26 protein-coding genes and 1 pseudogene are annotated in these 26254 nt (G+C 43.9%); 22 read left to right on the plus strand and 5 right to left on the minus strand.

Annotated elements, in window-relative coordinates:
• The first annotated feature begins 19 nt into the window (after nt 1-19).
• Nucleotides 20-460: a DUF411 domain-containing protein gene (locus tag CSW98_RS05310; protein WP_100799613.1), complete on the plus strand. Its 441-nt coding sequence runs from the start codon at nt 20-22 to the stop codon at nt 458-460.
• Nucleotides 461-661: 201 nt separating this feature from the next.
• Here CSW98_RS05310 and CSW98_RS05315 read toward each other — a convergent pair whose 3' ends face one another.
• The gene (locus tag CSW98_RS05315; RefSeq protein ID WP_100799421.1) at nt 662-985 is read right to left on the minus strand and encodes a hypothetical protein; all 324 of its coding nucleotides are present in this window, start codon (nt 983-985) and stop codon (nt 662-664) included.
• A 190-nt stretch (nt 986-1175) separates the two neighbouring features.
• On the opposite strand from CSW98_RS05315, the gene CSW98_RS05320 reads away from it, so the two are divergent.
• Both CSW98_RS05320 and CSW98_RS05325 read left to right on the plus strand, forming a co-directional pair.
• Nucleotides 1176-1901, plus strand: coding sequence for a response regulator (locus CSW98_RS05320; protein WP_100799422.1), 726 nt, complete (start codon nt 1176-1178; stop codon nt 1899-1901).
• The gene (locus CSW98_RS05325) at nt 1894-3300 is read left to right on the plus strand and encodes a sensor histidine kinase (RefSeq protein ID WP_100799423.1); all 1407 of its coding nucleotides are present in this window, start codon (nt 1894-1896) and stop codon (nt 3298-3300) included. Before CSW98_RS05320 ends, CSW98_RS05325 begins: the two co-directional genes overlap by 8 nt.
• A gap of 80 nt (nt 3301-3380) precedes the next feature.
• Here CSW98_RS05325 and citX (CSW98_RS05330) read toward each other — a convergent pair whose 3' ends face one another.
• The gene (citX, locus tag CSW98_RS05330; protein WP_157810337.1) at nt 3381-3914 is read right to left on the minus strand and encodes a citrate lyase holo-[acyl-carrier protein] synthase; all 534 of its coding nucleotides are present in this window, start codon (nt 3912-3914) and stop codon (nt 3381-3383) included.
• A gap of 352 nt (nt 3915-4266) precedes the next feature.
• Between citX (CSW98_RS05330) and CSW98_RS05335 the strand changes: the two genes are divergently transcribed.
• The 12 genes and pseudogenes from CSW98_RS05335 to CSW98_RS05395 all read left to right on the plus strand — a co-directional run bounded on the left by CSW98_RS05335 (nt 4267) and on the right by CSW98_RS05395 (nt 15829).
• Nucleotides 4267-4521, plus strand: a complete 255-nt coding sequence (locus CSW98_RS05335) for an OadG family protein (protein WP_100799425.1) — start codon at nt 4267-4269, stop codon at nt 4519-4521.
• 18 nt (nt 4522-4539) lie between these two features.
• Nucleotides 4540-6324: a sodium-extruding oxaloacetate decarboxylase subunit alpha gene (gene oadA, locus CSW98_RS05340; protein ID WP_100799426.1), complete on the plus strand. Its 1785-nt coding sequence runs from the start codon at nt 4540-4542 to the stop codon at nt 6322-6324.
• A gap of 21 nt (nt 6325-6345) precedes the next feature.
• Nucleotides 6346-6666 (plus strand): annotated as a pseudogene (locus CSW98_RS05345) (biotin/lipoyl-containing protein); the annotation flags it as partial.
• A gap of 9 nt (nt 6667-6675) precedes the next feature.
• Nucleotides 6676-7977 (plus strand): sodium ion-translocating decarboxylase subunit beta, encoded by a 1302-nt coding sequence (locus CSW98_RS05350; protein ID WP_100799428.1) that lies wholly within the window; start codon nt 6676-6678, stop codon nt 7975-7977.
• A 186-nt stretch (nt 7978-8163) separates the two neighbouring features.
• A complete protein-coding gene (locus tag CSW98_RS05355) occupies nt 8164-9783 on the plus strand; it encodes an ATP-binding protein (protein ID WP_157810338.1) in 1620 nt (539 codons plus the stop codon).
• Complete coding sequence (locus CSW98_RS05360; RefSeq protein WP_198517277.1) at nt 9780-10472, plus strand: response regulator; 693 nt, start codon at nt 9780-9782, stop codon at nt 10470-10472. Before CSW98_RS05355 ends, CSW98_RS05360 begins: the two co-directional genes overlap by 4 nt.
• Nucleotides 10473-10747: 275 nt before the next feature.
• Nucleotides 10748-11044, plus strand: a complete 297-nt coding sequence (citD, locus tag CSW98_RS05370; RefSeq protein ID WP_100799431.1) for a citrate lyase acyl carrier protein — start codon at nt 10748-10750, stop codon at nt 11042-11044.
• The gene (gene citE, locus CSW98_RS05375; RefSeq protein ID WP_100799432.1) at nt 11041-11916 is read left to right on the plus strand and encodes a citrate (pro-3S)-lyase subunit beta; all 876 of its coding nucleotides are present in this window, start codon (nt 11041-11043) and stop codon (nt 11914-11916) included. Before citD ends, citE begins: the two co-directional genes overlap by 4 nt.
• Nucleotides 11917-11988: 72 nt before the next feature.
• Nucleotides 11989-13458 (plus strand): citrate lyase subunit alpha, encoded by a 1470-nt coding sequence (gene citF / locus CSW98_RS05380; protein WP_198517288.1) that lies wholly within the window; start codon nt 11989-11991, stop codon nt 13456-13458.
• Nucleotides 13459-13461: 3 nt separating this feature from the next.
• Nucleotides 13462-13980, plus strand: coding sequence for a citrate lyase holo-[acyl-carrier protein] synthase (citX, locus tag CSW98_RS05385; protein WP_100799434.1), 519 nt, complete (start codon nt 13462-13464; stop codon nt 13978-13980).
• Nucleotides 13967-14902: a triphosphoribosyl-dephospho-CoA synthase CitG gene (citG, locus tag CSW98_RS05390; RefSeq protein WP_100799435.1), complete on the plus strand. Its 936-nt coding sequence runs from the start codon at nt 13967-13969 to the stop codon at nt 14900-14902. The genes citX (CSW98_RS05385) and citG overlap by 14 nt, the downstream gene beginning before the upstream one ends.
• Before the next feature lie 144 nt (nt 14903-15046).
• The gene (locus CSW98_RS05395) at nt 15047-15829 is read left to right on the plus strand and encodes a DUF5718 family protein (protein WP_100799436.1); all 783 of its coding nucleotides are present in this window, start codon (nt 15047-15049) and stop codon (nt 15827-15829) included.
• 64 nt (nt 15830-15893) lie between these two features.
• Here CSW98_RS05395 and CSW98_RS05400 read toward each other — a convergent pair whose 3' ends face one another.
• Both CSW98_RS05400 and CSW98_RS05405 read right to left on the minus strand, forming a co-directional pair.
• Nucleotides 15894-16151: a hypothetical protein gene (locus CSW98_RS05400; protein WP_100799437.1), complete on the minus strand. Its 258-nt coding sequence runs from the start codon at nt 16149-16151 to the stop codon at nt 15894-15896.
• Nucleotides 16152-16264: 113 nt separating this feature from the next.
• Nucleotides 16265-17578: a PTS sugar transporter subunit IIC gene (locus CSW98_RS05405; RefSeq protein WP_100799438.1), complete on the minus strand. Its 1314-nt coding sequence runs from the start codon at nt 17576-17578 to the stop codon at nt 16265-16267.
• A gap of 332 nt (nt 17579-17910) precedes the next feature.
• Between CSW98_RS05405 and CSW98_RS05410 the strand changes: the two genes are divergently transcribed.
• The 6 genes from CSW98_RS05410 to CSW98_RS05435 all read left to right on the plus strand — a co-directional run bounded on the left by CSW98_RS05410 (nt 17911) and on the right by CSW98_RS05435 (nt 23814).
• Nucleotides 17911-18216 carry a PTS sugar transporter subunit IIB gene (locus CSW98_RS05410; protein WP_100799615.1) on the plus strand — a complete coding sequence of 102 codons (306 nt, stop codon included), beginning with the start codon at nt 17911-17913 and terminating at the stop codon, nt 18214-18216.
• Nucleotides 18217-18319: 103 nt separating this feature from the next.
• Nucleotides 18320-19648, plus strand: coding sequence for a PTS sugar transporter subunit IIC (locus tag CSW98_RS05415; protein ID WP_100799439.1), 1329 nt, complete (start codon nt 18320-18322; stop codon nt 19646-19648).
• Between the two features lie 58 nt (nt 19649-19706).
• The gene (gene gmuD / locus CSW98_RS05420; protein ID WP_100799440.1) at nt 19707-21089 is read left to right on the plus strand and encodes a 6-phospho-beta-glucosidase GmuD; all 1383 of its coding nucleotides are present in this window, start codon (nt 19707-19709) and stop codon (nt 21087-21089) included.
• Between the two features lie 68 nt (nt 21090-21157).
• Nucleotides 21158-21463, plus strand: a complete 306-nt coding sequence (chbA, locus tag CSW98_RS05425) for a PTS N,N'-diacetylchitobiose transporter subunit IIA (protein ID WP_100799616.1) — start codon at nt 21158-21160, stop codon at nt 21461-21463.
• Between the two features lie 182 nt (nt 21464-21645).
• Nucleotides 21646-22611, plus strand: coding sequence for a LacI family DNA-binding transcriptional regulator (locus tag CSW98_RS05430; protein WP_100799441.1), 966 nt, complete (start codon nt 21646-21648; stop codon nt 22609-22611).
• Nucleotides 22612-22977: 366 nt separating this feature from the next.
• Nucleotides 22978-23814 carry an AraC family transcriptional regulator gene (locus tag CSW98_RS05435; RefSeq protein ID WP_100799617.1) on the plus strand — a complete coding sequence of 279 codons (837 nt, stop codon included), beginning with the start codon at nt 22978-22980 and terminating at the stop codon, nt 23812-23814.
• Between the two features lie 55 nt (nt 23815-23869).
• On the opposite strand, the gene pyrC is transcribed toward CSW98_RS05435, so the two are convergent.
• The gene (pyrC, locus tag CSW98_RS05440; protein ID WP_100799442.1) at nt 23870-24898 is read right to left on the minus strand and encodes a dihydroorotase; all 1029 of its coding nucleotides are present in this window, start codon (nt 24896-24898) and stop codon (nt 23870-23872) included.
• 164 nt (nt 24899-25062) lie between these two features.
• Here pyrC and CSW98_RS05445 point away from each other — a divergent pair, with 164 nt between their 5' ends.
• Nucleotides 25063-26193, plus strand: a complete 1131-nt coding sequence (locus CSW98_RS05445; protein WP_100799443.1) for a YcbX family protein — start codon at nt 25063-25065, stop codon at nt 26191-26193.
• Nucleotides 26194-26254 lie beyond the last annotated feature (61 nt).

Here is a 26254-nt window from a genome sequence, read left to right on the forward strand (position 1 = left end):
GAATATAAAGGAAAATAAGATGAAAAAGATTTTTAATATTACTATCGTTTTTCTGCTGATGCTGAGTACAAACGCTTTTGCTAAGTCTGTAGTTGAACTTTATAAGTCACCAACATGCGGTTGCTGCAGTCAATGGGCTGCCATAATGAAAGAGAAAGGATATGAGGTGAATATTCACCTGATGAATAACCGAGATTCAGTGAAAGATCCGTTTGACATGCCATCACAATTGAGCTCTTGTCATACTGCAGTTATTGACGGGTATATGGTGGAGGGGCATGTCCCGGAAGCTGATATTGCCCGCCTTCTGGAAGAACGGCCTTCCGATATCTCCGGGATAGCGGTTCCGGGGATGCCTCAGTATTCTCCCGGTATGGCATCTAGGGATAAAAATTATCAGGACTTTAATGTAGTGGCCTTTAATAAAGAGGGGCAGATGAGTTTGTATAGGAAGTATTGATCATGGGATGTTGTAATCGACCACCAGCCGGAGGCCCGGAAAAGAAAGAGATGGGTAAGCTGGTTAAACTTATTGTCATATTTTGGGTGGTGATCTTTGTTATTGCCTACTTGTTTGGATAGTTATTTAGCTTTGTAAGAACGAAAAACCGGCTTCAAAGATGAAGCCGGTTTTTCATAACAGATATACTATTTTTGGTTGCTATTTCTTATTACTGTCGTTGTCATCTGTGTCTGACCAGAAGTTGTGACAACCGGCAAATCCTCTGCCGTTACCGGTAAAGTTTGCATGCATTTCTTTCATCCAGTCGATCATGGCGTTTGGATCATCATGCATTTTTTCCGCCCATTCCCGCATGGCTTGAGGATCATTATGCAGTTTAAGCATAGTTTGATACTGCGGGCTGTCTTCATCCATCATTCCATGGTGAAAACCGAATCCATCACCATTACCACCGTGAGCATAAACACCGGCAGAAATAGCCAGCACACCAAGAATTGTTAAAATTTTCGTTGTCGTTTTCATCATATATTCCTTCTGTTCTTGCGTATTTTCTTTACTGTAATTACAGCAGGAATGGTGTTTCTATGTGTGTCGTAACTGCTTTAATTTCTGATAGTTGATGACAAATGACAACATTGACATACTTTGCCACACTTTAAGAGAGATAAAGCCGCATAATAGATAATAAATCGCTTCCGTAAGAGGTAACCAGATGGACAGGATCTACAACATTCTTGTTGTTGATGACCACAGTGAAATTAGAGAACTATTAAAACGTTTTCTGGTTCAGCATGGCTTTAAGGTCAGTGTCGCTGCTGATGGTGAAGAGATGAATACTCAGTTAGGTCATGGTCATTTTGATCTGATTATTCTGGATCTGATGCTACCGGGGAAAGATGGCGTTACTTTATGTCGGGAGATCCGAGCTGCTTCAAATATTCCGGTTATCATGCTGACGGCTCTGGGGGAAGATATTGATCGGATAGTCGGACTGGAAGTTGGGGCTGATGATTATATCTCTAAACCTTTTAACCCCCGGGAATTACTGGCGAGAGTCAGAGCTGTACTGCGTCGTCATTTTGCTATTCCTAATATTAATGAACAGATTGCCACTAGCGGGCTGAAGTATCATTTTTCCGGATGGATACTTGAGGCGACAACCCGCGAACTTTTTAATCCTACTGGCTCTCTGGTGAGTCTTACATCAACGGAATTTGAGTTGTTAGTCGCGTTTTTGTCTCATCCGAATGTGGTGCTGAAAAGAGAAGATTTGCTGAAATTGGTTCAGGGACGGGGTGGTGATGTCTATGATCGGGCGATTGATACATTGATCAGCCGCTTGCGGAAAAAAATAGAGGTGAACCCTAAAACTCCGAAACTAATCAAAACAATATGGGGGGGAGGATACCAGTTCAGTTGTGAGGTCGGACATGATTAGCTGGTTCCAGAAACAGAAGCTGATCCATCAGATTGGTGTAGTAATACTGAGCGGATTTGCAGTGAGTTTTTTCCTTTCTTTTTGTTTGCTCTCTTCTGAAACTTCGAAAAATATGAGTTTGCTATCATCGTCAGGAGCCGTTCAGAGGGTAATTTCTGTGGTGGATATTCTTTCCCGGACTCCGGTTGAATTACACGATTCAATTATTAGTGCCAGCAGAAGTTCAGACCTATCATTATCTATCAGTTCAAGCCCCCATATTTCAGCAACAGAAATAAACAGTGATGCGGAACAAAAACTGATAAAGAGACTGAATGAAGCAGGTATCAACCAGGTTCATCTATCAATGGTGCAATATGCCAGACCGGCTGTTGATATGAACGAGATGCATAATGCCATGCTTTCTGGTCATTCGATGCATGACATACACAATATAAGACTGGGATATATTGCGACAGTTGAAGGGGCGGTAGAGCTGAAGTCGGGCGCGTGGCTGAACTTTTCATCCGGGGTACAAGAAGACATTACCCGCTGGTCTGTGAGCGTATTGTTTTCTCTTGGAGGGGTTATGCTCAGCACTATTTTTATTTCTTTACTTATTATCCAACATGCACTGAAGCCTGTAGGGAAATTAAGAGAGGCAGCAGATAATTTTGCAATGAATAAAAAAGTATTTCTGGTGGAACCGGAAAGTGCTAGAGACCTTTATCCAACAATTCAGGCTTTTAATGCGATGCAGACCCAGCTTGCAGATTATATTCGGGACAGAACCAAACTGTTAGCTGCGATAGCTCATGATTTGAGAACCCCGCTGACCACACTGAGACTACGGCTAGAGTTTATTGACGAGAGTGAAGACAAGCAGCAGATGCTGCGAACGGTTTCTGTAATGGAAAATATGCTACTGGCTACCATGCAATTTGCCCGGGAAGAGAGCCGGATGGAAAATAGGCAATATTGTGATATCAATAGCCTGATTCAGACGATAGTGGATGAATATACAGATAAACATGTTCTTATCCAATATCAGCCGGAGCAAAGGTTAAGTGGGAACATCCCGCCACTGAGTATCCGACGAATGGTCGAAAACCTGCTGAATAACTCTGTTCAGTATGGGGGAGAGGATAATCAGATTTCACTGGTGGTTAACAAAGAACATCAGAGCCTGACCATTTCGGTAGTCGATACCGGAATTGGTATTGATGAACGCTTGTTTGATGAAATGGTTAAACCGTTTACCCGCCTGAATGAGGCTCGGGATACAGACAGCTCTAATGTTGGACTGGGATTATCTATCACGGCTTCTATAGCGCAGGCGTACGGTGGCAGGCTGGTGCTGAAAAAGAACCTGCCTAAAGGGCTAATTGCTATGGTTAGTGTGTCACTGGGAAAGGACTAGGATAAGGAGTAAAAGAAAGAGCCGGACTCCATGAGCTGAGCCCGGCTTTTCCTGTGGAGAATTCGCTTACTTTAACTTATTTATGCCACTGCATCTTTAGTAAAATATGCGTCGAATAGTTCCAGTACCTTAGCTTCAATTTCAGCTGTGGTATGGCTGTGAGCTGTTGCACAATAGCTTGCTGCGCAATCACAAAGAAGACATTTTCTGGCTTCCATCTGGCTGGCACTGCGAGAGAGTGTTTTTCCATCTGGACTGATAATGTCAATATTCATCAGCATGCCCAGCGGATGATATTTCTCAATTTGAATCATGGCTCTTTTGAGCTCGGAAGAAGCAATTCCTGCGACGACCAGTGTTGCTTCATTACCGGTTTTAGAATGAGTAATTTCACGGTTAACAATACGCGTATTTAATTCCTGAAGCTTGTCAGTAACAGTTTGGAAAGCAATTTCATAGATTTCTTTAGCGTATGAATGATGTGCTATTTCTTTAGGCAGGTGAGTTGTCACCATAACCAGCGGTAAAGCATGCTGTGATAGTAATCGTTGTTGACGACTAATTCTTGCCACTGTTTGTTCATGCGCATCACGTAATGTTACTGTACTTGGCATGGATTCTTCCTTTACGGTTCTCTTCTTTACGTACATATATTAACCGGGACACAAAAATAGAGATGAGGCTTTCAATGCAAAAAAATGTGGCGCTTGTGTTTTAAATGGTGTTAATAAATTTAATTTTTATTCGTAGAAAAAAGTGACGGAAGATAGATATACACAAAATTATTCTTGATTATCTGCGGAAATTGTCTTTTTTATATAAGGAACAATTTGCACTTAAAATAAAATTTATTAACGCCATTTAATACGTTTAATGGTTTCAATTGGATGATGCACTTCACGAAGTAGCTATGCTTTGCTCAGTTAGACTGGCCGGACATTTTTTACTGATAGGTTTGAAGTCATCATGAACGAAAGTCCGATCATTCTTGAAGGCGTGACTCTAATGCTGTTAGGCATGGGGTTCGTCTTCTGTTTCCTTGCACTTTTAGTAGGTGCCACACGCCTGCTCTCAACAGTCGCTATCAAATATGCTCCGCCGGCTCCACCGGCAAAAGCTCCGGCTTCTTCAGCTTCGGCAGCACAGTCCGAGGATAATGTGGTTGCGGCGATTGCTGCAGCACTGCATCACCACAAGAAAAAACTTAGTCAACAAGCGTAAGATTACAGGGGATCTACAATGTCCAAAACAATTAAGCCAGTAGGCATCACCGATGTGGTACTGCGCGACGCTCACCAGTCACTGTTCGCCACTCGTCTGCGTCTGGATGACATGCTGCCAATCGCTTCCAAGCTGGATGAAATCGGTTACTGGTCTCTCGAATCATGGGGTGGTGCGACGTTTGACTCCTGTATTCGTTTCCTTGGTGAAGACCCATGGGTTCGCCTGAGAGAACTGAAAAAAGTAATGCCAAATACGAAGCAGCAGATGCTGTTCCGTGGTCAGAATATTCTTGGCTATCGTCACTATGCCGATGACGTAGTAGACAAATTTGTAGAGCGTGCTGTAGAAAACGGCATGGACGTATTCCGTGTATTTGATGCACTGAATGACGTACGTAATATGAAACAATCCATTCAGGCTGTTAACCGTCAGGGAGCTCACGCTCAGGGTACTATCTGTTACACAACCAGTCCTGTTCATACAATGCAATCTTGGGTTGATGTGGCGGAACAGCTGGTAGAGTGTGGTGTAAATTCAATCGCACTGAAAGATATGTCTGGTGTTATGTCTCCTTATGAGGCTTATGAACTGGTTTCTACACTGAAGAAACAACTGGATGTTGAACTGCATCTGCACTGTCACTCAACGGCGGGTATGGCAGATATGACTCTGCTGAAAGCGATTGAAGCGGGCGTTGACCGTGTTGATACGGCGATTTCTTCTATGAGTGGTACTTATGGCCATCCGGCGACAGAATCTATCGTTGCAGCACTGAAAGGTACTGAACGAGATACCGGTCTGGATCTGGAGAAAATCGAACATATCGCGGCTTATTTCCGTGATGTGCGTAAGAAATACGCGGCATTCGAAGGCCAGCTAAAAGGTATTGATTCCCGTATTCTGGTTGCTCAGGTACCAGGCGGTATGCTGACTAATATGGAAAGCCAGCTTAAGCAGCAGAATGCTCTGGATCGTATTGACGAAGTTCTGGAAGAAATCCCTCGCGTACGTAAAGACCTTGGGTATATTCCTCTGGTAACACCAACTTCACAAATCGTGGGCACTCAGGCTGTTATCAACGTCATTATGGGTGAGCGTTACAAAACCATCACTAAAGAAACCGCTGGCGTACTGAAAGGTGAATACGGTCAGACTCCGGCTCCTGTCGATGCAGAGCTGCAAGCGCGTGTTCTGGATGGCGCGGAAGCCATCACTTGTCGTCCTGCTGATGTCATTGCGCCTGAAATGGCAACCCTGACTGAATCTGTACTGGCAAAAGCAAAAGAGAAAGGCATCGAACTGGCTGAAAACTCAGTGGATGACGTTCTGACGGTCGCTCTGTTCGACCAGGTTGCATGGAAATTCCTTGAAAACCGCAACAATCCAGCGGCGTTTGAACCTGTACCGACTGCTGCTGATGCCGCACCAAAAGCAGCTAAAGCGGTTTCTGACGACAACGCAATTTACACCGTGAATGTGAATAACCAGTCTTTTGTGATTCAAATCAACGAAGGTGCGGATCCTGAAGTACTGGCAGCAACAAGCACTGCTCCGGCAGCGGCTCCAGCTGCAGCGCCATCCGGTAATGCGGAAACGGTTTCTGCACCACTGGCGGGTAATATCTGGAAAATTCACGCCAAAGTCGGTCAGATGGTAAAAGAAGGCGACACATTGCTGATTCTTGAAGCCATGAAAATGGAAACTGAAATTAAAGCCGCACGTGACGGTAAAGTTGAATCTCTGGCTGTATCTGAAGGCGACGCCGTTCAGGTTGGCGATGCATTACTAGCACTGGCTTAAGGGTAAGAAATGACTACTGAATATACAATTAAAGTAAACAACCAGACTTACGTGGTTCAAATCAGTGAAGGCGCTAATGTTGATGCGGTTGCGGCACCAAGCTCTGCTCCAGCGGCACCAGCAGGTAATGCGGAAACGGTTTCTGCACCACTGGCGGGTAATATCTGGAAAATTCACGCGAAAGTCGGTCAGATGGTAAAAGAAGGCGATACGTTGCTGATTCTTGAAGCCATGAAAATGGAAACCGAAATCAAAGCAGCGCGTGACGGTAAAGTTGAATCTCTGGCTGTATCTGAAGGCGACGCCGTTCAGGTTGGCGATGCACTACTAACACTAGCTTAAGGGTAGAAAATGGACAGCGTTTTAGGTCTAATTAACGACTTTGGTATTCTGCATATGCAGTGGGGCCAGGCGGTAATGATTGTGGTGGGGATGGTTCTTCTCTATCTTGCGATAGTGAAAGGATTTGAGCCATTACTGCTGGTACCGATTGGTCTGGGTGGTATTCTTTCTAACCTGCCTGAAGCTAATCTGGCAATCAGTGCAGTGGATGCGGCTATTCATGCCGGTAAAGCGGATGTCATGCAACTTTTCGCAGGCATCCTGAATATGACAGATACAGCACCAGAAGCGATTAAGCATGCGGCACATATGGCGACACCAGAGCAGGCGATGAAACTGCAGCTGCTGGCTCAAGAGTATCAGTATACTGATGGTATGCTTTACACTTTCTATAGTGTTGCTATTGCATCGGGTGTGGGTCCTCTGGTGATCTTCATGGGTGTGGGTGCGATGACCGACTTTGGTCCTCTGCTGGCGAACCCGAAAACTTTGCTTCTTGGTGCAGCCGCTCAGTTTGGTATTTTTGCTACCGTACTGGGTGCACTGGGTCTGAGCCAATTGGGTATCATGGACTTCAGTGTGGCACAGGCAGCCGCTATCGGTATCATCGGTGGTGCAGACGGTCCGACAGCGATCTATGTGTCAAGCCTGCTGGCGCCTGAACTTCTGGGTGCAATTGCAGTTGCTGCATACTCATATATGGCATTGGTTCCAATGATCCAGCCGCCAATCATGCGTGCTCTGACAACAGAAGAAGAGCGTAAGATTGTGATGAAGCAACTGCGTCCAATCAGCAAGCTGGAGAAAGTTTGCTTCCCTCTGATGTTGTTGATCCTGATAGCCATGCTTCTGCCTTCAGCAACACCACTGATGGGTATGTTCTGCTTCGGTAACCTGATGCGTGAATGTGGCGTGGTAGAACGTCTGTCAGACACGGCTCAGAATGCACTGATTAACATTGTGACAATCTTCCTTGGTTTATCTGTGGGTTCTAAGCTGATGGCCGACAAATTCCTGCAACCTCAGACTCTGGGTATTCTTGCCTTGGGTATTGCCGCATTCTGTGTGGGTACAGCGGCGGGTCTGCTGATGGCGAAACTGATGAACAAAGTCTGTAAGGACAAGGTTAACCCACTGCTTGGCTCGGCGGGTGTATCAGCGGTACCGATGGCGGCACGTGTTTCCAACAAAATTGGTCTGGAAGCGAACCCTCAGAACTTCCTTCTGATGCATGCAATGGGTCCAAACGTTGCAGGTGTTATCGGTTCTGCGGTAGCGGCGGGTGTGATGATCAAGTATGTGCTTGGCTAATATTGGCCTTAAATAGCAATAAAAAGGGAGACTCTGGTTCTCCCTTTTGTTGTTTCTTGTTGGTTACTGTGTCACAACTTTGAGAATAGACACTTACCCGAAAAACAAATCTACATATAATTCTATTTTATAGCTGTCCAACGGACTCTGGACGGCTACAAAATACAATTATAAGGAACGAGATGTATGAATATGATGGAAAAGATGAAGACGGGGGCGTCTTTTCGCCTTAAAGTTTTTCTTCTGATTCTGGCGCTGATGAGCCTGCAGATGGCTTTTATGGGGCTTAATTTTCATAATGCATTGATGGATACGCTGGAACATCAGGTTAGTACCCGGGCACTGATTCAGGCGGAAGAGATAGCTAGTGATCCCAAATTAATTCAGGAAGTCCGGATTAAGAACATTCCGGCAATAGAGAGAGTGATCGGTCGTCTGACCAAAATCTCGGATGCTAGTTTTATTGTAATTGGTGATGAAAAAGGCATTCGGCTGTCTCATCCGGTAAAAGAACGTATTGGTCAGCCCATGCAGGGAGATGACAACACACCTGCACTGGAAAGAGGAGAATCTTATACCTCTATCAGTAAAGGTACTCTTGGTTATAGTGTTCGGGGCAAAAGTGCCATTATTGACTATGACGGAGAAGTCATTGGTGTTGTCTCGGTTGGCTATCTGATGAACCGTTTTGACCAGTGGTTGATGTTTTACGCTAAACCGGTTGCTTATGAGCTTGGCCTTATCCTACTGCTGACTATGGTGGGGGCATGGTTTTTTTCCAGCCATATCAAAAAGAAAATGAATGGTATGGAGCCTTCAGAGATTACTCTGGCACTGTACCTGCAAAAATCCATACTGCAATCGGTATATGAAGGGGTAATTGCCATCGATAAGGTGGGAAAGATCCTTGCAGTAAACAAAACGGCAATAGAATTACTCGGAACTGATAAAGAAAGCAGTGAGCTCAAAAATCGTAGCATTATGGAGTATCTGACCCAGACTCAGTTTTTCTTTCAGACACCGTATGAAGAGAATATCAAAGATGAAATTATCTCCATCAATGGTAAGAAACTGATTGCAAACCGGGTTGCAATATTTGACGGAAGTACGTTAATTGGCTGGGTGATAAGTTTCCGACATAAAGACGACATCAACTCGTTGGCGGCAGAACTTTCACAAATAAAGCAGTACACTGACAATTTACGTGTAATGCGGCATGAGCATGCAAATAAACTATCAACTATTTCTGGTTTAATCGAAATAGGTGATTGTGATGCTGCTTTAGCATTAATAAACAGTGAAAACAATAAAAAACAAAAACTAATTGACTTTATAAGTTCAAGAATAAAATGTAAACAAGTCGCCGGTATTCTTTTGGGTAAATATGCCCGATCACGAGAACTGGGACTTAAATTACAGTTTGACCCTACTTGTCAGTTATATAATTTAGGTGTAAATATTGAGCCTGATGAATTATCTGCAGTGATAGGAAACTTGATTGATAATGCTTTTGAAGCAACACTCAAGAATCCAGATAGTAATAAAATAATTACCCTACTGATTACTGACGCCGGTAACGAACTTGTTATTGAAATTGCAGATAACGGTTGTGGTATCAACCCTGAAATTTCCAGCACTATTTTTACCCGAGGAGTTACCAGTAAAGATGATCAGGAAGGTCATGGTATTGGCCTGTATCTGATTAATCGTTATGTGACTAACGCGGGTGGTGTTATTTTAGTGGATGATGCAGAGCCAAAAGGCACGATATTTTCGATATTTATCCCAAATAACGGTAACAAATGATGGATTCTATAGACGTTTTAATTGTAGAAGACGAGGTTGGTATTGCAGAACTGCATGCGCAGTTTCTAAGGCAAACCATGCGCTTCAGACCAGTTGGAATCGCTTCGACCCTGAGCATGGCAAGAACCATGATCAAGGTAAATAAGCCCCACCTGATTATTCTGGATAATTACCTTCCAGACGGGTTGGGTATTGATCTGCTGCGGGAGATCGTAGCAGAAAAGAGTGCGAATAAGGCGGATGTTATTTTGGTAACAGCTTCCAGTGAGATGGATACTGTAAAAGAAGCTATGCATTGCGGATGTTTCGATTATCTTTTAAAACCAGTTGCTTATGATCGACTGAAAGACACTTTGAATCGATATCTGAAGTATCATAGTGCAATCAATGCTTATGATAATATCAGCCAGCGTCACGTAGATGATCTGTTTAATATTCAGGCCAGAGAAAAAACATCCAGTACCTTACCCAAGGGGATCGGTGAATTGACTCTGGATAAAATTAAACAGGTGTTTAATGAAAACTGTGGAGTTAAATTTACAGCCGAGAGTTTGGGTGACCAGGTTGGGATCAGTAAAACAACAGCAAGGCGCTATCTCGAGTACTGTTCTGCCAGTGGCTTCCTCTCTGCCGAAAATGAACATGGGCGGGTGGGTAGACCTGAACGTGTTTATGTGAAAACAAACTGATTTTGTTCTGTTTCCGGTGCTGATAATCCCGTTCTTTATGGGAAGCACCGGATCCAGCTTCTTGCTTTATCTGACTTCTTTTTCTTTACTTCTGCTGGCAGTAAAAATCATAAAAATCATTAATGGTTTTTAGCTTGCGGTGAAACTTGATAGTTATCTCTAAATACTCTTCCCCAGTAAGGAAAATATACCGCAGACGAATTGGTAATACCCTTGCCCATCCGCCTCGAATCAATTTTTTCCGCCATCCAAAACGAGATTCACGAGGAGCGAACATGATAATTAGTCAGCGATCATACGCTGGGACCCTGGAATCCAGTGACCTATTAGTTGAAGTAATGCCTTCAGAAGACAATAGCCTGGATATTGAAATCACTAGCTCTGTTGAAAAGCAATTTGACGATCTGATCAGAAAAGTTGTTACAGATACTCTGGTTGAACTGGGTGTGACATCGGCTGTTGTTGCCGTTAATGATAAAGGGGCGCTTGACTGTGTGATCAAAGCGCGTGTTCAGGCTGCAGTAATGCGGGCATCCGAAAGCAAAGAAATTGTCTGGAGTGATATCAAATGAGTAAGTTACGCAGAAGTATGTTGTTTGTTCCTGGCTCTAACGCCGCGATGCTGAGCAACTCATTTATTTATACTCCGGATGCAATCATGTTTGATCTGGAAGATTCAGTCTCTATTCGTGAAAAAGATACAGCTCGCATGCTCGTGTTTAATGCACTGCAGCATCCGCTATATCAGGAAATTGAAACTGTTGTTCGTGTAAATGGACTGGAAACTGAATTTGGTCCAGAAGACGTTAAAGCGGTAGTAAAAGCAGGGGTAGATGTTATCCGTTTGGCTAAAACGGATAGTGCACAGGATGTGCACGATATGGAAGCAGCTATTGTAGCCGCAGAAAAAGAGTGTGGTCGTGAAGTCGGAAGCACAAAAATGCTAGCAGCAATTGAGTCTGCAAAGGGTATCAATAATGCTGTAGCAATTGCAGAAGCATCTGACCGACTGATTGGTATTGCTCTGGGTGCGGAAGATTATGTTCGTGATATTCGTACACAACGAACTCCAGAAGGTACAGAGTTATTCTTTGCCCGTTGTTCGATTCTTCAGGCTGCACGTGCAGTGGGAATCATGGCATTTGATACTGTATATTCTGATGCGAATAACGAAGAAGGTTTCCTGAAAGAAGCTGAGCATATTAAGACTCTTGGTTTTGATGGTAAGTCCTTGATTAACCCTCGTCAGATCGAGATGGTTCACAACGTATTTGCTCCTTCCCAGAAAGAAGTGGATTATGCTAATGCCGTTATTGAGGCTGCTGCCGAAGCAGAAGAGCAGGGCTCTGGTGTTGTTTCTCTGAACGGTAAAATGGTGGATGCACCAATTATTGAACGGGCTCGCTGGACACTACAACGCGCTGAATCAGGAATCAAACAGTAAGGCATCCTCATGACAACTATTACTAATGCGCTTAATCGCGAAATTGAAATTCCCGCAGAAGGTCACGCAAACATGAAGCCGTTTACTGACGCGCATGAACTGACTGCACACCTTCTGAATAAAGAAACAAAACGCAGCCGTAAGCTGTATGAAACGCTGGAAGATGCCATTGCAAATTCTGGTCTTAAAGATGGTATGACCATCTCATTCCACCACTCATTCCGTGGCGGCGATAAGATCATTAATATGGCAATGGATGTTATTGCGTCCATGGGCTTTAAAAACCTGACACTGGCTTCAAGCTCTCTGTCTGCTATTCATGCCCCTGTTGTTGGTCATATCAAAAATGGTGTAGTTAGCAAGATCTATACTTCTGGTATCCGTGGTGATTTGGCTGAAGAAATCTCTCGTGGCTTGCTTGACGAACCTGTACATATTCACTCTCACGGTGGTCGTGTGCATTTGGTTCAGTCTGGTGAACTAAATATCGATGTGGCATTTGTCGGTGTATCCAGCAGTGACGAATTTGGCAACGCAAACGCAATTAAAGGCCGTTCACGTTGTGGTTCTCTTGGTTATGCCCAAATTGATGCTCAGTACGCTAAACATACCATTGTACTGACAGAAGAGATCGTACCTTTCCCTAATACACCTGCATCAATCGCTCAGGATCAGGTTAATGCTGTAGTGAAAGTGGCAGAAGTAGGCGATGCATCAAAAATTGGTGGTGACGCTACCCGCATGACGACTAACCCTCGTGAACTTCTGATTGCTCGTAAAGCGGCTGAGGTTATTGAACACTCTGGTTATTTCTTCGATGGGTTTAATCTTCAGACCGGTTCTGGCGGTGCTTCTCTGGCAGTAACCCGTTTCCTTGAAGATAAGATGGTAAGAAAAGGCATCAAAGCAAACTTTGGTCTGGGTGGTATCACTGCGACTATGGTTGATCTGCATGAAAAAGGCCTGATTAAGACATTGCTGGATGTTCAGTCATTTGACTCTGTTGCTGCAGATTCTCTGGCTCGTAACCCGAACCATCTTGAAATTTCTGCTAACCAGTATGCTAACCCATCATCAAAAGGTGCGGTAGTTGACCATCTGGATGTAGTCATTCTGAGTGCTTTGGAAATCGATACTGACTATAACGTAAACGTAATTACCGGTTCTGATGGTGTGATCCGTGGTGCATCTGGTGGCCACAGTGATACGGCAGCTTCTGCTAACCTGACTATTATTGTTGCTCCGCTTGTTCGTGGCCGTATTCCAACGGTTGTGAACTCAGTACTGAACGTAGTTACTCCGGGTTCTCAGATTGATGTTCTTGTTACTGACCATGGTATCGCGGTTAACCCAGCTCGTGAAGATGTTAAGGCTCGTCTGGTTGAAGCTGGTGTTCCGGTTGTTAGTATTGAAGAACTACAACAACGTGCAGAAATGCTGACAGGAAAAGGCAAACCAATTGAGTATCTGGATAACATTGTAGGTTATATTCGTTACCGTGACGGTTCAGTTATTGATGTTATCCGTCAGGTGAAGGAATAACCTGTGTATTCAGGACCCAAGGTAACGCTTCATCAGGTTCTGGATAACCGGGAGCTGAGAGCCAGCCGACAAAGAGAATGGGTGGAAGCCCATTCTCTTCCTGTTATTAGTTTTACTATTAATATGGTTGGTGAAGTTAAGCTGAACCAAATCTCGCGCACTGCATTTGAACAGGGGTATCAGGCGATACTTGCTGAATGCGGTGCGCACGACATTCAGGTTGTCAGTCAGGAACAATTTATCAGTAACTGTGGACCGGAATTACTGATTTCGGCAAATATTGACGCAGAAACGCTGAAACGTGTGATGGTTCATGTGGAAGATACCCATCCACTCGGTCGCCTGTTTGATATTGATGTTCTGGATGTGAATGGCTTGGCTCTGTCGCGAGATATATTTGGATTACCACGACGGAAATGTCTGGTCTGCGGAAATGATGCAAAGATCTGTGCGCGGGGACGGGTTCATCCACTTCCTGCACTGATAGATAAAATGAGTGAAATGATAAATGATTGCAACTAACTCTATTAAGTGGTTGCTGGATGACTGTTGCTTGTATCAGCAGACTGCCAGCGGAAAACTGGAGCTGAATATTTGCGAGCTTGCCGGGAATCTGGCTTATCACGCTATGATGTTAGAAGCTCATTTAACACCTAAAGCCGGACTGGTTGACTGTCTTTCTTCTGGTGCTCATACGGATATGGACATCAGTACTTTTGTTGCCAGTTCAGATGCTTTGCGTCCGTATATGAGAAAATTTGTCCGGGCCGGATATGATATGCATGAACTTCCTGCAAAGTCATTGCTTCCAGGTCTGAGAAAAGTGGGAATTGAAGCGGAACGTGCAATGTTTCTCGCTACTGACAATATTAATACTCATAAAGGGATGATTTTTACCCTCGGTCTGATTTGCGGTGCTGTTGGCTGGCTTTACAGGAAAGGTCTGGCCTATGACGCATTGCACATTCGCAGTGTAATTATGGAATGCTGTGCCAGTCTGGTTGCCGATGACCTGAAAAATTCAGATAAAATTCCGGCAACAGCAGGAGAAAGACTTTACCGGGAATATGGAATGACAGGGATCCGTGGCGAAGCAGCTCATGGCTATCCAACTATTTTTGTCCACGGCCTTCCCGTTTATGAAATGGCTATTAATGCCGGACAATCAGAAGAGCAGGCAATGTCACAAGCTCTTTTGTCAATTATGTCGAAAAATAATGACTCTAATCTGGTTAGCCGCGGAGGTATGGAAGGGCTGACGTACGTGCAGACTCAGGCTCAGAATATTTTGCTGGCAGGGGACAGTACCAGAGATAATTTTGAAGAAATTATTCTGGAATTTGACCGGAAACTGATAGATAAAAACCTCAGTCCTGGAGGCAGTGCTGATCTGCTGGCTGCTACCTGGCTTTTGGCTCAGTTGAATTTCTGTTCGAAATTATAAAATATGTCGAAGTCGCCTCAAGCTACAGGATCAGTTATGGGTCACTTCGGTATGCAAGGCGTCAGTTAAAGCAGCGTACTTGTATCAATAAATGTTATACTCTCGTTTTCCCTGCGTATGCAGGGACTTTTTTTAAGGAATGGCATGACCAACAGTATATGTATAGGCATTATCGGTAACTTTACCGGTCACCTGAGCGGCGCGGAAAATGTGGCGGAGCACGATGTTCCCAACGGTATCTTTGTTATTCACCGTGAACATGAAGAGACTCTGAGTACAGGGCAAGAAGCAAAATATCCGCCGGCCGGATCAAACGTGGATATTGAACCAGAGTTTGTAATTCGATTTAAAGTTCGCTATGAAGGTGGCAAAGTTGCTGATCTTGAGCCGCTGCAGATGACGATAGGTAATGACTTTACTATTCGGACACTGGAAGGATCCGATAAGATTTCTGAGCGTAAAGCGTGGGGTGAAAAGTCAAAAGGTATTAATACCCTGTGGTGGGATATGAAACCTTTTACTCCTGAACACTACGGTAAAAATCTAAAGCTTATTTCATATATAGAGCGAGAGGGGCTGTTTTACCGCTCAACCCCTCTGGTTGACTGTACTGATACAAAAGTATTCTGTTCTGATCTTATTGATTGGGTCGTGGACAGTATCAATCATCAGTCACGTCACGGTATGTATGAGGAAATTTTACCGGCTATTATTGAAAATAATTTTCCGGAAGAATTAATTTTGTATACAGGGGCTCCAATTTATACAGATTGGGGTGAGGAAAATTTTTTACAGCGTGGAGATAAAGTCCATATTGCTGCATATTATGCCGATAAGATGAATATTGAAGAAGTAAAGAAAATGTTTTTCAATTATCAGCATAAAAATAATGATGATATTCTTTCCTTTGTTCAAAAAATTATTTAAATCATATAAAAAAAGGCAATGGAAATATCTCCATTGCCTGAAAATTCCAACAAAATCCCTTAAATCAACCTATTTCTGCTGGAATGATTTCTGCGCTGTCATCAAGTTCAATTTGTCCCTGAAAGCTGTCATAGTGTTCTTTACATAAAGGAACCACAAACAATGCTTCACCCTGAGTGGTATTCTGTTTGACCAGTACGCGGTGAGTCGGTTTGTTAATGCAGTTAACTTCTGAGCAAAATCCGTTGCTATGATTTAATGCCTTATCCTGGCAGGCTTTCGGGTCTTGTTTTATCTCTTCAGATGCATTAGTAACAATCATGAATGTGTCCTGTTTTTGAACATGGATATATATTATGATCTCAGCTCTGTTTCTTTTATGAGCCAGCCCCCAGCTTATTATGTTATTAATGATATTTAATAAATTAAATGGTTTTAATGTTCGGGTGTAATTGTTTTTGCGCGCTCTTTTTCTTGCTCGATTAATATTTTTTCGTGTGCTTTAAAGAAAGGCAGATAGATAAAATAAGAGTTGACCATCGCAAGTATCACCATTAATGCATTGGCAATACTGCCGTTAGAAGCCCATGCAGCACCAATTGGAGCCGGAACCGACCAGGGAACCATGATGACAACTCTGTCCAGTATCTGAGCCGAAGTCAGAAACCAGGCGATAGTCGCATTTATCATAGGTACAAAGACAAAAGGCAGTAAAAATAACGGGTTCATTATTACCGGAAAGCCAAACAAGATTGGCTCGTTGATATTAAATATGGAAGGGATAATGCCAACCTTTCCTACTGATTTCAGATGGTTCGAACGACTTTTTATCGCCATATACACCAGAGGAAGAGTTGAACCAACCCCTCCTATCAACAGGTAGAAGTCCCAGAAGGCTGGAAGAAATATATGCGGCAGTACGGATTCTCCGCTTTCCATTGCGGTCTGATTGGCAATAATATTCGGCATCCAGAATGGGTTCATTATTCCGGTGACAATCAAAGCACCGTGAATACCCATAAACCAGAGCAATTGACAAATCAGTATGGCGATTAATATGGCGATCAGGCTATCGGACGCCAGTACCAGAGGCTGAAATAATTCCTGCACCAATTGAGGAAAATGTACACCATATCCGGTTTCAAGATACAGGTTAAATATTGAGACGGAGATCATAACCGCCAGAATTGGCAGCATTAATTTAAAACTCTGGTACGTAAGTATCGGTACATCGTCCGGCATATTAATGTACCAGCCTTTGCGGATGAAAAAATGCACTACTTCAATCGAGTAGATGCTGGCAATCAAAGCAGTAAATAGCCCGGCACCACCGAGATAGTAAATATCTTTCGGGCCATCACCATAAAAACCGGCCAGCATCAGAAAAGTCATGCACCCGGTCAGTCCGGAAAGCCGTTCCGGCAGGCGGTATTGTTTCGCCAGACTGGATGCAATTCCGAATGACACAATCAGACCAATGACACCGATTGTCAGTTGATAGGTTGGGAGAAGAACCGGACGCAGAGTATTGGCGATATCAGTCCAGAGTACGGAAACGCCTGATCCAGAATCGGAGAAAGGAGGAAAAATCACCGGAACAAAGATACACCCAACAAAGATAAATGGCATTGCCAGTTGAAATCCATCCCTCAGAGCAACGAGGTGAGAATTTTTCATCAGCAATCGGGCAAAAGGGGTCATATACCTTTCGACGGTTGCGGCAAACATGTTCATTAGGGCGTGGTTCATGATGGATTCCGGTTAAGCTGACCCGGCAAGAATAACGAAACTCTCAGAAATACGGAAACCGGTTTTCCGAATATGCTGCATGGCACACATTTTCAACGGTACGTTTAGCTATAACTAATTGTTTTAAAATAAATTTTAGGCACATCACCGGCCAGAATGATCTTTTTCCCTATTCCCCAGGAATTTATTTGCTTTCCGTCACAATTTATTTCGACATTTTCCGTTTTATGGTGACCGTTTTCACACAGTGATGGAAATCATTTGGAAACCGGTTTCCAAATGATTTCATTTTCGGCATATTGAAAAGACATTCAGATTTGGAGAAATAGATGATGAAAAAAATAATGCTGTGCTGTTCTGCCGGGATGTCTACATCACTTTTAGTAAAGAAAATGCAGGCATCGGCAGATGAAAGAGGAATTGCTGCGGATATTAAAGCGTTCGGAGCGGCAGAATTTAACAGCCAGGTGGAAAACTATGAAGTCGTTCTTCTTGGGCCACAGGTTAAATATATGCAAAGCGATTTGCAGAAGGTGGCGGATCAATACGGTATTCGGGTTGAACCGATAGATATGATGGACTACGGCATGCAAAAAGGAGATAAGGTGCTTGATTTTGCTCTGGAATTAATTGGGTAATCCAGTCTTTTAACTTGATTTGGCAATTGGTTGGCAGGCTTCTTTCTGACTGACCAATTACCGGATATTAATATTTTTATTTTTTAACCAACGGGAAATAATTATGAGTACTCTATATGACCGCATGGTGAATGTTATCGAACAAAAGGTAACACCAATTGCGGGTAAACTGGGGCAACAGAAGTATGTCACTTCAATTCGTGATGGCTTTATTGCTGCACTGCCATTTATGATTGTCGGCTCATTTATGCTGGTGTTTATTTTTCCTCCTTTCTCTCCGGATACTACTTGGGGGTTTGCGAAGGGATGGCTGAATCTGTCGGAGATGTACCGTGAACAACTGATGCTGCCATTTAATCTCAGCATGGGCATTATGACCATCTTTATATCTGTGGGTATCGCATCGAGTCTGGCTCGTCACCACAATTTGGAACCGGTAACTACAGGATTGCTTTCTCTGATGGCGTTTTTGCTGGTTGCGGCACCTTTAAAAGACGGTCAGCTTTCCATGCAGTATTTTTCTGGACAAGGTATTTTTACGGCCATTATCACTGCGATTTATTCAACAGAGGTATACGCTTATCTGAAGCGCAATAACGTTACGATCAAACTTCCGCCAGAAGTACCGACTGGTGTTGCCCGTTCGTTTGAAATTCTGATCCCGGTTCTGGCTATTATCCTTACTCTGCACCCGCTTAACCTGCTGATTGAAGATGCAACCGGTATGATCATTCCTCAGGCTATTATGGCTCTGGTTCAGCCTTTGGTTGCTGCTTCCGATTCATTACCTGCGGTACTTCTGGCTGTGCTGGTCTGCCAGGTGCTCTGGTTTGCCGGTATTCATGGTGCATTGATTGTTACCGGGATTATGAATCCATTCTGGATGGCAAATCTGTCGGAAAACCAGGCTGCGTTTGCTTCAGGTGAAGTTATCCCCCACATCTTTATGCAAGGTTTCTGGGATCATTACCTGCTGATTGGTGGTGTTGGCTCAACCTTGCCTCTGGCTATATTGCTGATGCGTAGTAAAGCCGTTCATCTGCGTACCATTGGTAAGATGGGAAGCGTACCGGCTATCTTTAATATCAACGAACCTATTCTATTTGGTGCGCCAATTATTATGAACCCGGTTTTCTTCCTGCCCTTCATCCTGGTTCCTATGGTGAATGCAACGTTGGCATGGTTTGCAACGGACCTTGGGCTGGTTGAACGGGTTGTCTCTCTGACTCCGTGGACGACTCCTGGACCTATCGGTGCATCCTGGGCAGCTAACTGGGCATTCAGTCCTGTCATTATGTGTCTGATCTGTATGCTGTCTGCCGCTCTGATGTATCTGCCGTTCCTTAAAGCTTATGAAAAGCAGATTTTGCAACAGGAAGCGGAGCAGGAACAGGGCAAAGCAGTCGGTAATGCAAAGCCTGTAACGGCGTAATTTGTTGAAATCACAATAGGGCAGGTGCTGTCTGCCCTTTTTATCTGAGATAAGAAGTATGCAATATCAATTTCCTGAACACTTTTTTTGGGGCAGTGCCTCATCTGCAACACAGAGTGAAGGTGCTGCATTTGAAGGCGGTAAAGGAGAGAATATCTGGGACTACTGGTTTAAATCTGAACCGAATCGTTTCCATGATGGTGTTCCCTCTACAGAGGCTTCGACTTTTTATGCAAACTATCAGTCTGATATTCAACTGATGAAAGACATTGGTCACAATAGCTTCCGTACATCAATTTCCTGGTCTCGTCTTATTCCTGATGGGATCGGCGAGGTGAATCAGGAAGCCGTCGATTTCTATAATAAGATGATCGACGAACTTATTGACCAGCAGATTGAACCTTTTATCTGCCTGTTTCACTTCGATATGCCGATGGCTATGCAGGTGTTGGGTGGTTTTGAGAACCGTGTTGTACTGGACGCTTATGCCGATTATGCAGAAACCTGTTTTAAGCTGTTCGGTGATAGAGTGAAGTATTGGTTTACATTTAATGAACCAGTTGTTCCGGTTGAAGGCGGGTATCTTTATGATTTTCATTATCCCAATGTCGTAGATTTTCGCCGGGCTGCAACCGTTGCTTATCATACCATTCTGGCTCATGCCAAAGCAGTCAGCCGCTATAAGGCTTTGGAACTCGACGGACGGGTCGGCATTATTCTGAATCTGACACCATCATATCCCCGTTCGCAGAATGAGGCAGATCTCAACGCTGCTAATATCTGTGATTTGATGTTTAACCGTAGCTTTCTTGATCCGGCAGTAAAAGGTGAATATCCGCAGGAACTGATACATCTGCTCGGACAGTTTGATCAGTTACCGACTGTCGAGGAGGGGGACTGTGAACTTATTGCTGCTGGGAAAGTTGATGTACTGGGTATTAACTACTACCAGCCTCGCCGGGTGAAAGCCCGTGACACAGCGATTCATCCGGATGCGCCATTTATGCCTGAATGGTTTTTCGATTATTACGAGATGCCGGGACGCAAAATGAATCCGCACCGTGGCTGGGAAATCTACGAAAAAGGTATCTACGACATTCTGACTAATCTTCGGGAACATTACGGTAATCTGCCCTGTTATATCTCTGAAAACGGTATGGGAGTTGAAGGTGAAGAGAGGTTTATGGAAAACGGCCAGATTCAGGATGACTACCGGATTGAATTTATCCGCGATCATCTGATGTGGCTGCATAAGGGGATTCAGGAAGGCTCTAACTGTTTTGGTTACCACCTGTGGACATTTATTGATAACTGGTCCTGGTCGAATGCGTATAAAAATCGCTATGGTTTTTATCGGTTAAATCTGACAACTCAGTCACGTACGGTTAAAAAAAGTGGTGAATGGTTTGCCAAAGTTTCCAGAAATAATGGTTTTAATTAGAAAGTAATATCTGGTTGATGTTATTTGTTTTTTTATATTTATAGTGGTATCGGGAGAGAATTATGGAGATGGATTTAGAAGAGCAGGTGATGGGGATCATCATTAATGCAGGGCAGTCCCGCAGCTTGTGTTATGAAGCATTGCGGCATGCAAAAAACGGTCAGTTTACTGAAGCAGAAGGATTAATGAAAGAAGCTCAGGAATTTGCCAATCAAGCGCATCTGGTGCAAACAAAACTGATTGAAGCCGATGAAGGGTCAGGTAAAACTAAAATGACGTTGGTGATGGTTCATGCACAGGATCATTTGATGACATCCATGCTGGCTAAGGAACTGGTGACAGAACTTATCGAGCTGCATAAACGTATCGCTTAAACTAATAAGCCTGAATACGAGCCACCGGGCAGAAATTTCTTCTGTCTGTGTGGCTATTCGGTCTATTCATTCTTGTACATCAATCGATAAAAGGTAAAATAGTGGAAAAAACGGGAACCGTTTTCCCGAATGATATTTTTAAGCATAATCTCACAACATTAACAGACTTCCGGTGATAATTCATGGCAACCATTACTGATGTATCCAAACTGGCCAATGTATCTAAAGCGACGGTTTCCCGCGTGTTCAGTGGCAGTAGAGGGGTAAAGACACAAAGCCGTGATGCAGTGCTTCGTGCTGCGGAGGAACTGAATTATCGCCCGAATGTTGCGGCTCAGTCTCTGGCAAACCAAAGTTCGGATTATATTGGTGTTATTCTTTCCTCAGCAGATGCCGGACAGGTATCAACATATCTGCCTCTGCTTGCCCGATCTCTGAAAGAAAAGGGTAAACATATGCTGGTGCATTTTGCTGATAGTAAAGAAGAATATGTCCGTCTTATTGATGATCTTAAACAGCGCTATTGTGATGTGATTATTACTGTCGGTGGAGATTTACCCGGTGATATCGACGATAGGGTGATAGCAATAGACGGTAGAGCAAATGCTGATCACTGGGCCATCGGGTATGATTTTAGTTTTGCCTGCGAAAGTGCCTGTCGTTTCTTATGTAGCCAGGGGCATACCAGTATTGCACTGGTTGTAGATGATGAAAGTTATGCATCACAACTGGTGCTTGAAGGTTATAAGACTGCACTGCAGAACTCATCTATTCCGGTTAACCGTCAGCTTATTGTCCGGGCGAACAATAATAGTGAACAAGCGATAATGGCTTTGTTAAACAGCTATCATCCGTTTACTGCACTTATAGTTATGCGAGACAGTCAGGCAGCCGTTGCGATGAAGTTATTCCGTGATTTTAATCTGGCGACTCCACAGGAAGTGTCAATCATGTCTCTGGAGGATTCTCCGTTGGCCAGTCAGCTTTTTCCAGCATTAAGTTGCATCAGTTACCCTTCACAGCAGCTAGTGGATAGCGCAATGGAGCAGCTTGATGCTTGTCTCAGTGGTAAACCTGTCCAGGAACAGGCCCTCATTTCCGGTCGTCTGGTTTCACGTGATTCGGTCGTTAACCGTCGACAGCCCTAAATAATGATTCTTAAATGCGTATTACGGGGTTGAAATAAACATCAGGCAGATGGTGTATTTTTATTACGAAAAAATGTGATACGCATCTTGTTTTTGCATTTTTTTGTCGTAAAATAAACTCATAAAGAAATTTTATTACAATTTAGAGTGAGATTTGTTATGGGTTATGATATTGCTGCTGTGTATGTAAGCCACATTATTGCAAACGAAATGCTTTATGAAATGATGTATGGAAAGAATGAACCAAAAAAAGTGTCTCTGTTCTCTAAAATTTGGGCATTTTTTAAGTAAAATGTAAGCAAAAGGCAGGAATACGAGATGTTTCCTGCCTTTTGTTATATAGAACCCCTTTCAGTGGTTGCAAGCATGCGGGGTTTGGTACAATCTGTCTCAGGAGTATTGAGTGCAGATAAAACAGTGACTAAATCCAAAAAAATTCATCCTTCCCTTGCGATAGACAGTGCGCCATCTGATGTGTTTATGAACTTTGATGCGTTTCAGTCGAATACAGAAACCCGGCTACATTCACACCACTGGGGGCAACTACAGGTTATCAATGGTGGAACACTGGAGCTGAATGCGGAAGGCATGCGTTTTATTGCTCCGCCTCATCTTGCTATCTGGCTTCCGGCTGGAGTTCAGCATTATAGCTATAACCGTAAACCTCTGAATTATTGTTCTATCAATATTAATGCCGCAAAAACACAATCTATGCCTCCCTATACATGTCTGGTCAGCGTTACTCCTATTGTGTCAGCGATAATTGATGATTTCCGGAAACGTTCCGTCACAGTAGCAGAGTCAATACCGGATCAGCGACTGGCGAATGTGTTGCTTGATCAACTGGCGATCAGTCAGGAACAGCAGCATTTTTTGCCGACGACCAGTCATAAGGCATTGTTACCTATCTTACTGGCTTTGGAAGACGATCCGACAGACGATACGCCGTTGAGTGAGTGGGCGAGTCGGGTGCATACCACGGAGAGAACGCTGGCGCGTTATTGCCACAATGAACTGGGTATGAGTTTTACAGAATGGCGGATCCGGGCTCGGTATCTACATTCCATGACACTGTTGAAAAAGGGGCTGTCAGTGAAGGAAGTGGCTCTGACACTGAGATATAAACAGGCAAGTCCGTTTATTGCTATGTTTAAGAAATACGCCGGTGAAACCCCGGAACAGTATAAAAACAGAATATTATAGCTTCTACAATAATGGCTCCGGGGATCCGGAGCCATTATTATCTTTGTTTCTTTAACTATTTTATCTTCCAGCGAATACTTTCTCCGGCCCGAATCGGAACCACAATGTCAGAACCGAATGGCATGGACTCCGGTACAGGCCACGCTTCCTGAACTAAGGTTACCGAATCACGGTTACGTGGCAGCCCATAAAAATCAGCTCCGTTAAAAGATGCAAAGGCTTCCAGACTCTCCAGTTTCCCGGCTGTTTCAAACACTTCTGCATATAATTCAAGAGCCGCATGAGCAGTGTATGAACCGGCACAACCACAGCTGGATTCTTTCCTGTCTTTAGCATGCGGAGCAGAATCTGTACCTAAGAAAAATTTTTTGTTACCGCTGGTGGCGGCTTCAATCAGGGCTTGTTGATGGGTATTACGCTTCAGAATAGGCAGGCAGTAAAAGTGAGGCTTAATACCACCGACCAGCATATGATTGCGGTTAAATAGCAGGTGATGTGCAGTGATTGTTGCAGCAAGATTGTCACCGGCATTCTTTACAAACTCAACGGCATCTGCTGTGGTAATGTGTTCGGATACGACTTTCAGTGCAGGAAATGCTTTAATAATCGGAGCCAGTACGGTTTCAAGAAATACTTTTTCCCGGTCAAAAATGTCAATATCCTGCGAGGTGACCTCTCCGTGGATCAGCAACAACATGCCTGCCTCTTGCATGGCTTCAAATACCGGATACATATTTTCAATCGATGTTACACCGGAATCTGAGTTGGTGGTTGCGCCTGCCGGATAGAGTTTTGCTGCAACAATTTTGCCGGAAGATTTCGCTTTGTGGATTTCATCCGGGGTTGTGTTATCGGTAAGATAAAGGGTCATCAGCGGCTGGAATGTCGCTGAAGGTTGCTGAGCCATGATACGCCCGTAGTAATCAAGCGCTTTTTCTGTATCGGTAATTGGCGGAACAGTATTCGGCATGATAATCGCCCGGCCGTTGTAGCGACTGATATCCCGGACGGTGTCGGTAAGTACGTCGCCATCGCGTAAGTGAACATGCCAGTCATCTGGGCGAGTAATCGTAAGCGTTGTCATAAAAGTCCCACCTTATTTGCTGTTTTCCTGAATGCCGCAAACGATTTCACGCGGCGTCAGGATAATAGTAAAAATCAGGTGTTATTTCATCAATTATCTGCCGGCAGGCATGAAAAGGGTTACAATAACAGGGCATTATTCCCAACGGTACGAAGAGAGAACCTATGTCAAAAAAGTCACCCAACATACTGTCTCAAATTAATGTCTATCCGGTGAAATCTATTGCAGGTATCAGCTTGTCGAATGCCTGGGTTGAGAAACAAGGACTGGCCTTTGACCGCCGTTTTATGCTGGTACAGGCGGATGGGGGGATGGTTACCGCCAGAAAATATCCGCAGATGATAAAGATTACTGCCAGTCTTACGGCTACCGGTATGATACTGAGTTATGCCGGAAAAGAGCCTCTGATACTTAATTACGATAATTTTGCTATGACGGAAGCCGCAGCAACGGTATGGAAAGATACCTTCATTGCGTATAGGACAACAGACATTGCGGATCAGTGGTTCAGCGATGTCCTTGGTATTGCCGTTCATTTATTGTTCGCTGGTAAACAGTCAAATCGTATCCGGGAAAAAATAGGCCATAACGTAAGTTTTGCTGACGGATACCCTGTACTGGTGATCAGTGAAGCATCTCTTGAAGAGTTAAACCGTCGCAGTCCTGAACCTCATAGTATGAATCAGTTCCGTACGAATCTGGTCGTTTCAGGCAATGAACCGTTTGTGGAAGATGGCTGGAAACGTATCCGGATAGGTGAGGTTGAGTTTGAAATTGTAAAACCGTGTGAACGCTGTATTCTGACGACGGTTGATGTGGAAAAAGGTGCATTCAGAGTAACGAAAGAACCGCTGAAAACACTGCTCAGCTTCAGAGCCAATGAACGGGGTGGTACCTTCTTTGGTCAGAATATGCAGGCTTTAAACGAAGGGGTTATCCGGATCGGAGACAGGATTGAGGTTTTGCTGACTCAGCCAAAAGCCGTTTATGAAGATAAAAAACAACAGCCGGAAAAGCACATCACAGATAAAGAGGAAAGAAGGGTAATGGTCAGTGTTAATGGCCAGCAGTTTTCCGGTAATACAACAGAAACCCTTCTGGAACAGGCTGAAAACAATGGGTTGCCTATAATGAACAGTTGTCGTGCGGGTATCTGTGGTGCCTGCATGGTGCAGCTTGAATCCGGGGAAGTTACGCAGCCGGATGCACCTGGTCTGCTGGATGTTGACAAAAAAGCAGGCAGGGTTCTGGCTTGCTGCTCTGTTCCGAAGACAGATATTGCAATAAGTGCCTGAAGAGTATCTTCAGACAGTGCTGAACGCCAGTCGGAGCGACTGGCGTATTTATTAAGATATG

The organism is Vibrio sp. HA2012 (assembly GCF_002812955.1).
Lineage (GTDB): Bacteria > Pseudomonadota > Gammaproteobacteria > Enterobacterales > Vibrionaceae > Vibrio.

What these genes read in the sequence shown, in the direction of transcription:
- CSW98_RS05310 (WP_100799613.1), top strand. Translation starts at nt 20, where the DNA reads ATGAAAAAGATTTTTAATATTACTATCGTTTTTCTGCTGATGCTGAGT.
- CSW98_RS05315 (WP_100799421.1), bottom strand. Translation starts at nt 985, where the DNA reads ATGAAAACGACAACGAAAATTTTAACAATTCTTGGTGTGCTGGCTATT.
- CSW98_RS05320 (WP_100799422.1), top strand. Translation starts at nt 1,176, where the DNA reads ATGGACAGGATCTACAACATTCTTGTTGTTGATGACCACAGTGAAATT.
- CSW98_RS05325 (WP_100799423.1), top strand. Translation starts at nt 1,894, where the DNA reads ATGATTAGCTGGTTCCAGAAACAGAAGCTGATCCATCAGATTGGTGTA.
- citX (WP_157810337.1), bottom strand. Translation starts at nt 3,914, where the DNA reads ATGCCAAGTACAGTAACATTACGTGATGCGCATGAACAAACAGTGGCA.
- CSW98_RS05335 (WP_100799425.1), top strand. Translation starts at nt 4,267, where the DNA reads ATGAACGAAAGTCCGATCATTCTTGAAGGCGTGACTCTAATGCTGTTA.
- oadA (WP_100799426.1), top strand. Translation starts at nt 4,540, where the DNA reads ATGTCCAAAACAATTAAGCCAGTAGGCATCACCGATGTGGTACTGCGC.
- CSW98_RS05350 (WP_100799428.1), top strand. Translation starts at nt 6,676, where the DNA reads ATGGACAGCGTTTTAGGTCTAATTAACGACTTTGGTATTCTGCATATG.
- CSW98_RS05355 (WP_157810338.1), top strand. Translation starts at nt 8,164, where the DNA reads ATGAATATGATGGAAAAGATGAAGACGGGGGCGTCTTTTCGCCTTAAA.
- CSW98_RS05360 (WP_198517277.1), top strand. Translation starts at nt 9,780, where the DNA reads ATGATGGATTCTATAGACGTTTTAATTGTAGAAGACGAGGTTGGTATT.
- citD (WP_100799431.1), top strand. Translation starts at nt 10,748, where the DNA reads ATGATAATTAGTCAGCGATCATACGCTGGGACCCTGGAATCCAGTGAC.
- citE (WP_100799432.1), top strand. Translation starts at nt 11,041, where the DNA reads ATGAGTAAGTTACGCAGAAGTATGTTGTTTGTTCCTGGCTCTAACGCC.
- citF (WP_198517288.1), top strand. Translation starts at nt 11,989, where the DNA reads ATGAAGCCGTTTACTGACGCGCATGAACTGACTGCACACCTTCTGAAT.
- citG (WP_100799435.1), top strand. Translation starts at nt 13,967, where the DNA reads ATGATTGCAACTAACTCTATTAAGTGGTTGCTGGATGACTGTTGCTTG.
- CSW98_RS05395 (WP_100799436.1), top strand. Translation starts at nt 15,047, where the DNA reads ATGACCAACAGTATATGTATAGGCATTATCGGTAACTTTACCGGTCAC.
- CSW98_RS05400 (WP_100799437.1), bottom strand. Translation starts at nt 16,151, where the DNA reads ATGATTGTTACTAATGCATCTGAAGAGATAAAACAAGACCCGAAAGCC.
- CSW98_RS05405 (WP_100799438.1), bottom strand. Translation starts at nt 17,578, where the DNA reads ATGAACCACGCCCTAATGAACATGTTTGCCGCAACCGTCGAAAGGTAT.
- CSW98_RS05410 (WP_100799615.1), top strand. Translation starts at nt 17,911, where the DNA reads ATGAAAAAAATAATGCTGTGCTGTTCTGCCGGGATGTCTACATCACTT.
- CSW98_RS05415 (WP_100799439.1), top strand. Translation starts at nt 18,320, where the DNA reads ATGAGTACTCTATATGACCGCATGGTGAATGTTATCGAACAAAAGGTA.
- gmuD (WP_100799440.1), top strand. Translation starts at nt 19,707, where the DNA reads ATGCAATATCAATTTCCTGAACACTTTTTTTGGGGCAGTGCCTCATCT.
- chbA (WP_100799616.1), top strand. Translation starts at nt 21,158, where the DNA reads ATGGATTTAGAAGAGCAGGTGATGGGGATCATCATTAATGCAGGGCAG.
- CSW98_RS05430 (WP_100799441.1), top strand. Translation starts at nt 21,646, where the DNA reads ATGGCAACCATTACTGATGTATCCAAACTGGCCAATGTATCTAAAGCG.
- CSW98_RS05435 (WP_100799617.1), top strand. Translation starts at nt 22,978, where the DNA reads ATGCGGGGTTTGGTACAATCTGTCTCAGGAGTATTGAGTGCAGATAAA.
- pyrC (WP_100799442.1), bottom strand. Translation starts at nt 24,898, where the DNA reads ATGACAACGCTTACGATTACTCGCCCAGATGACTGGCATGTTCACTTA.
- CSW98_RS05445 (WP_100799443.1), top strand. Translation starts at nt 25,063, where the DNA reads ATGTCAAAAAAGTCACCCAACATACTGTCTCAAATTAATGTCTATCCG.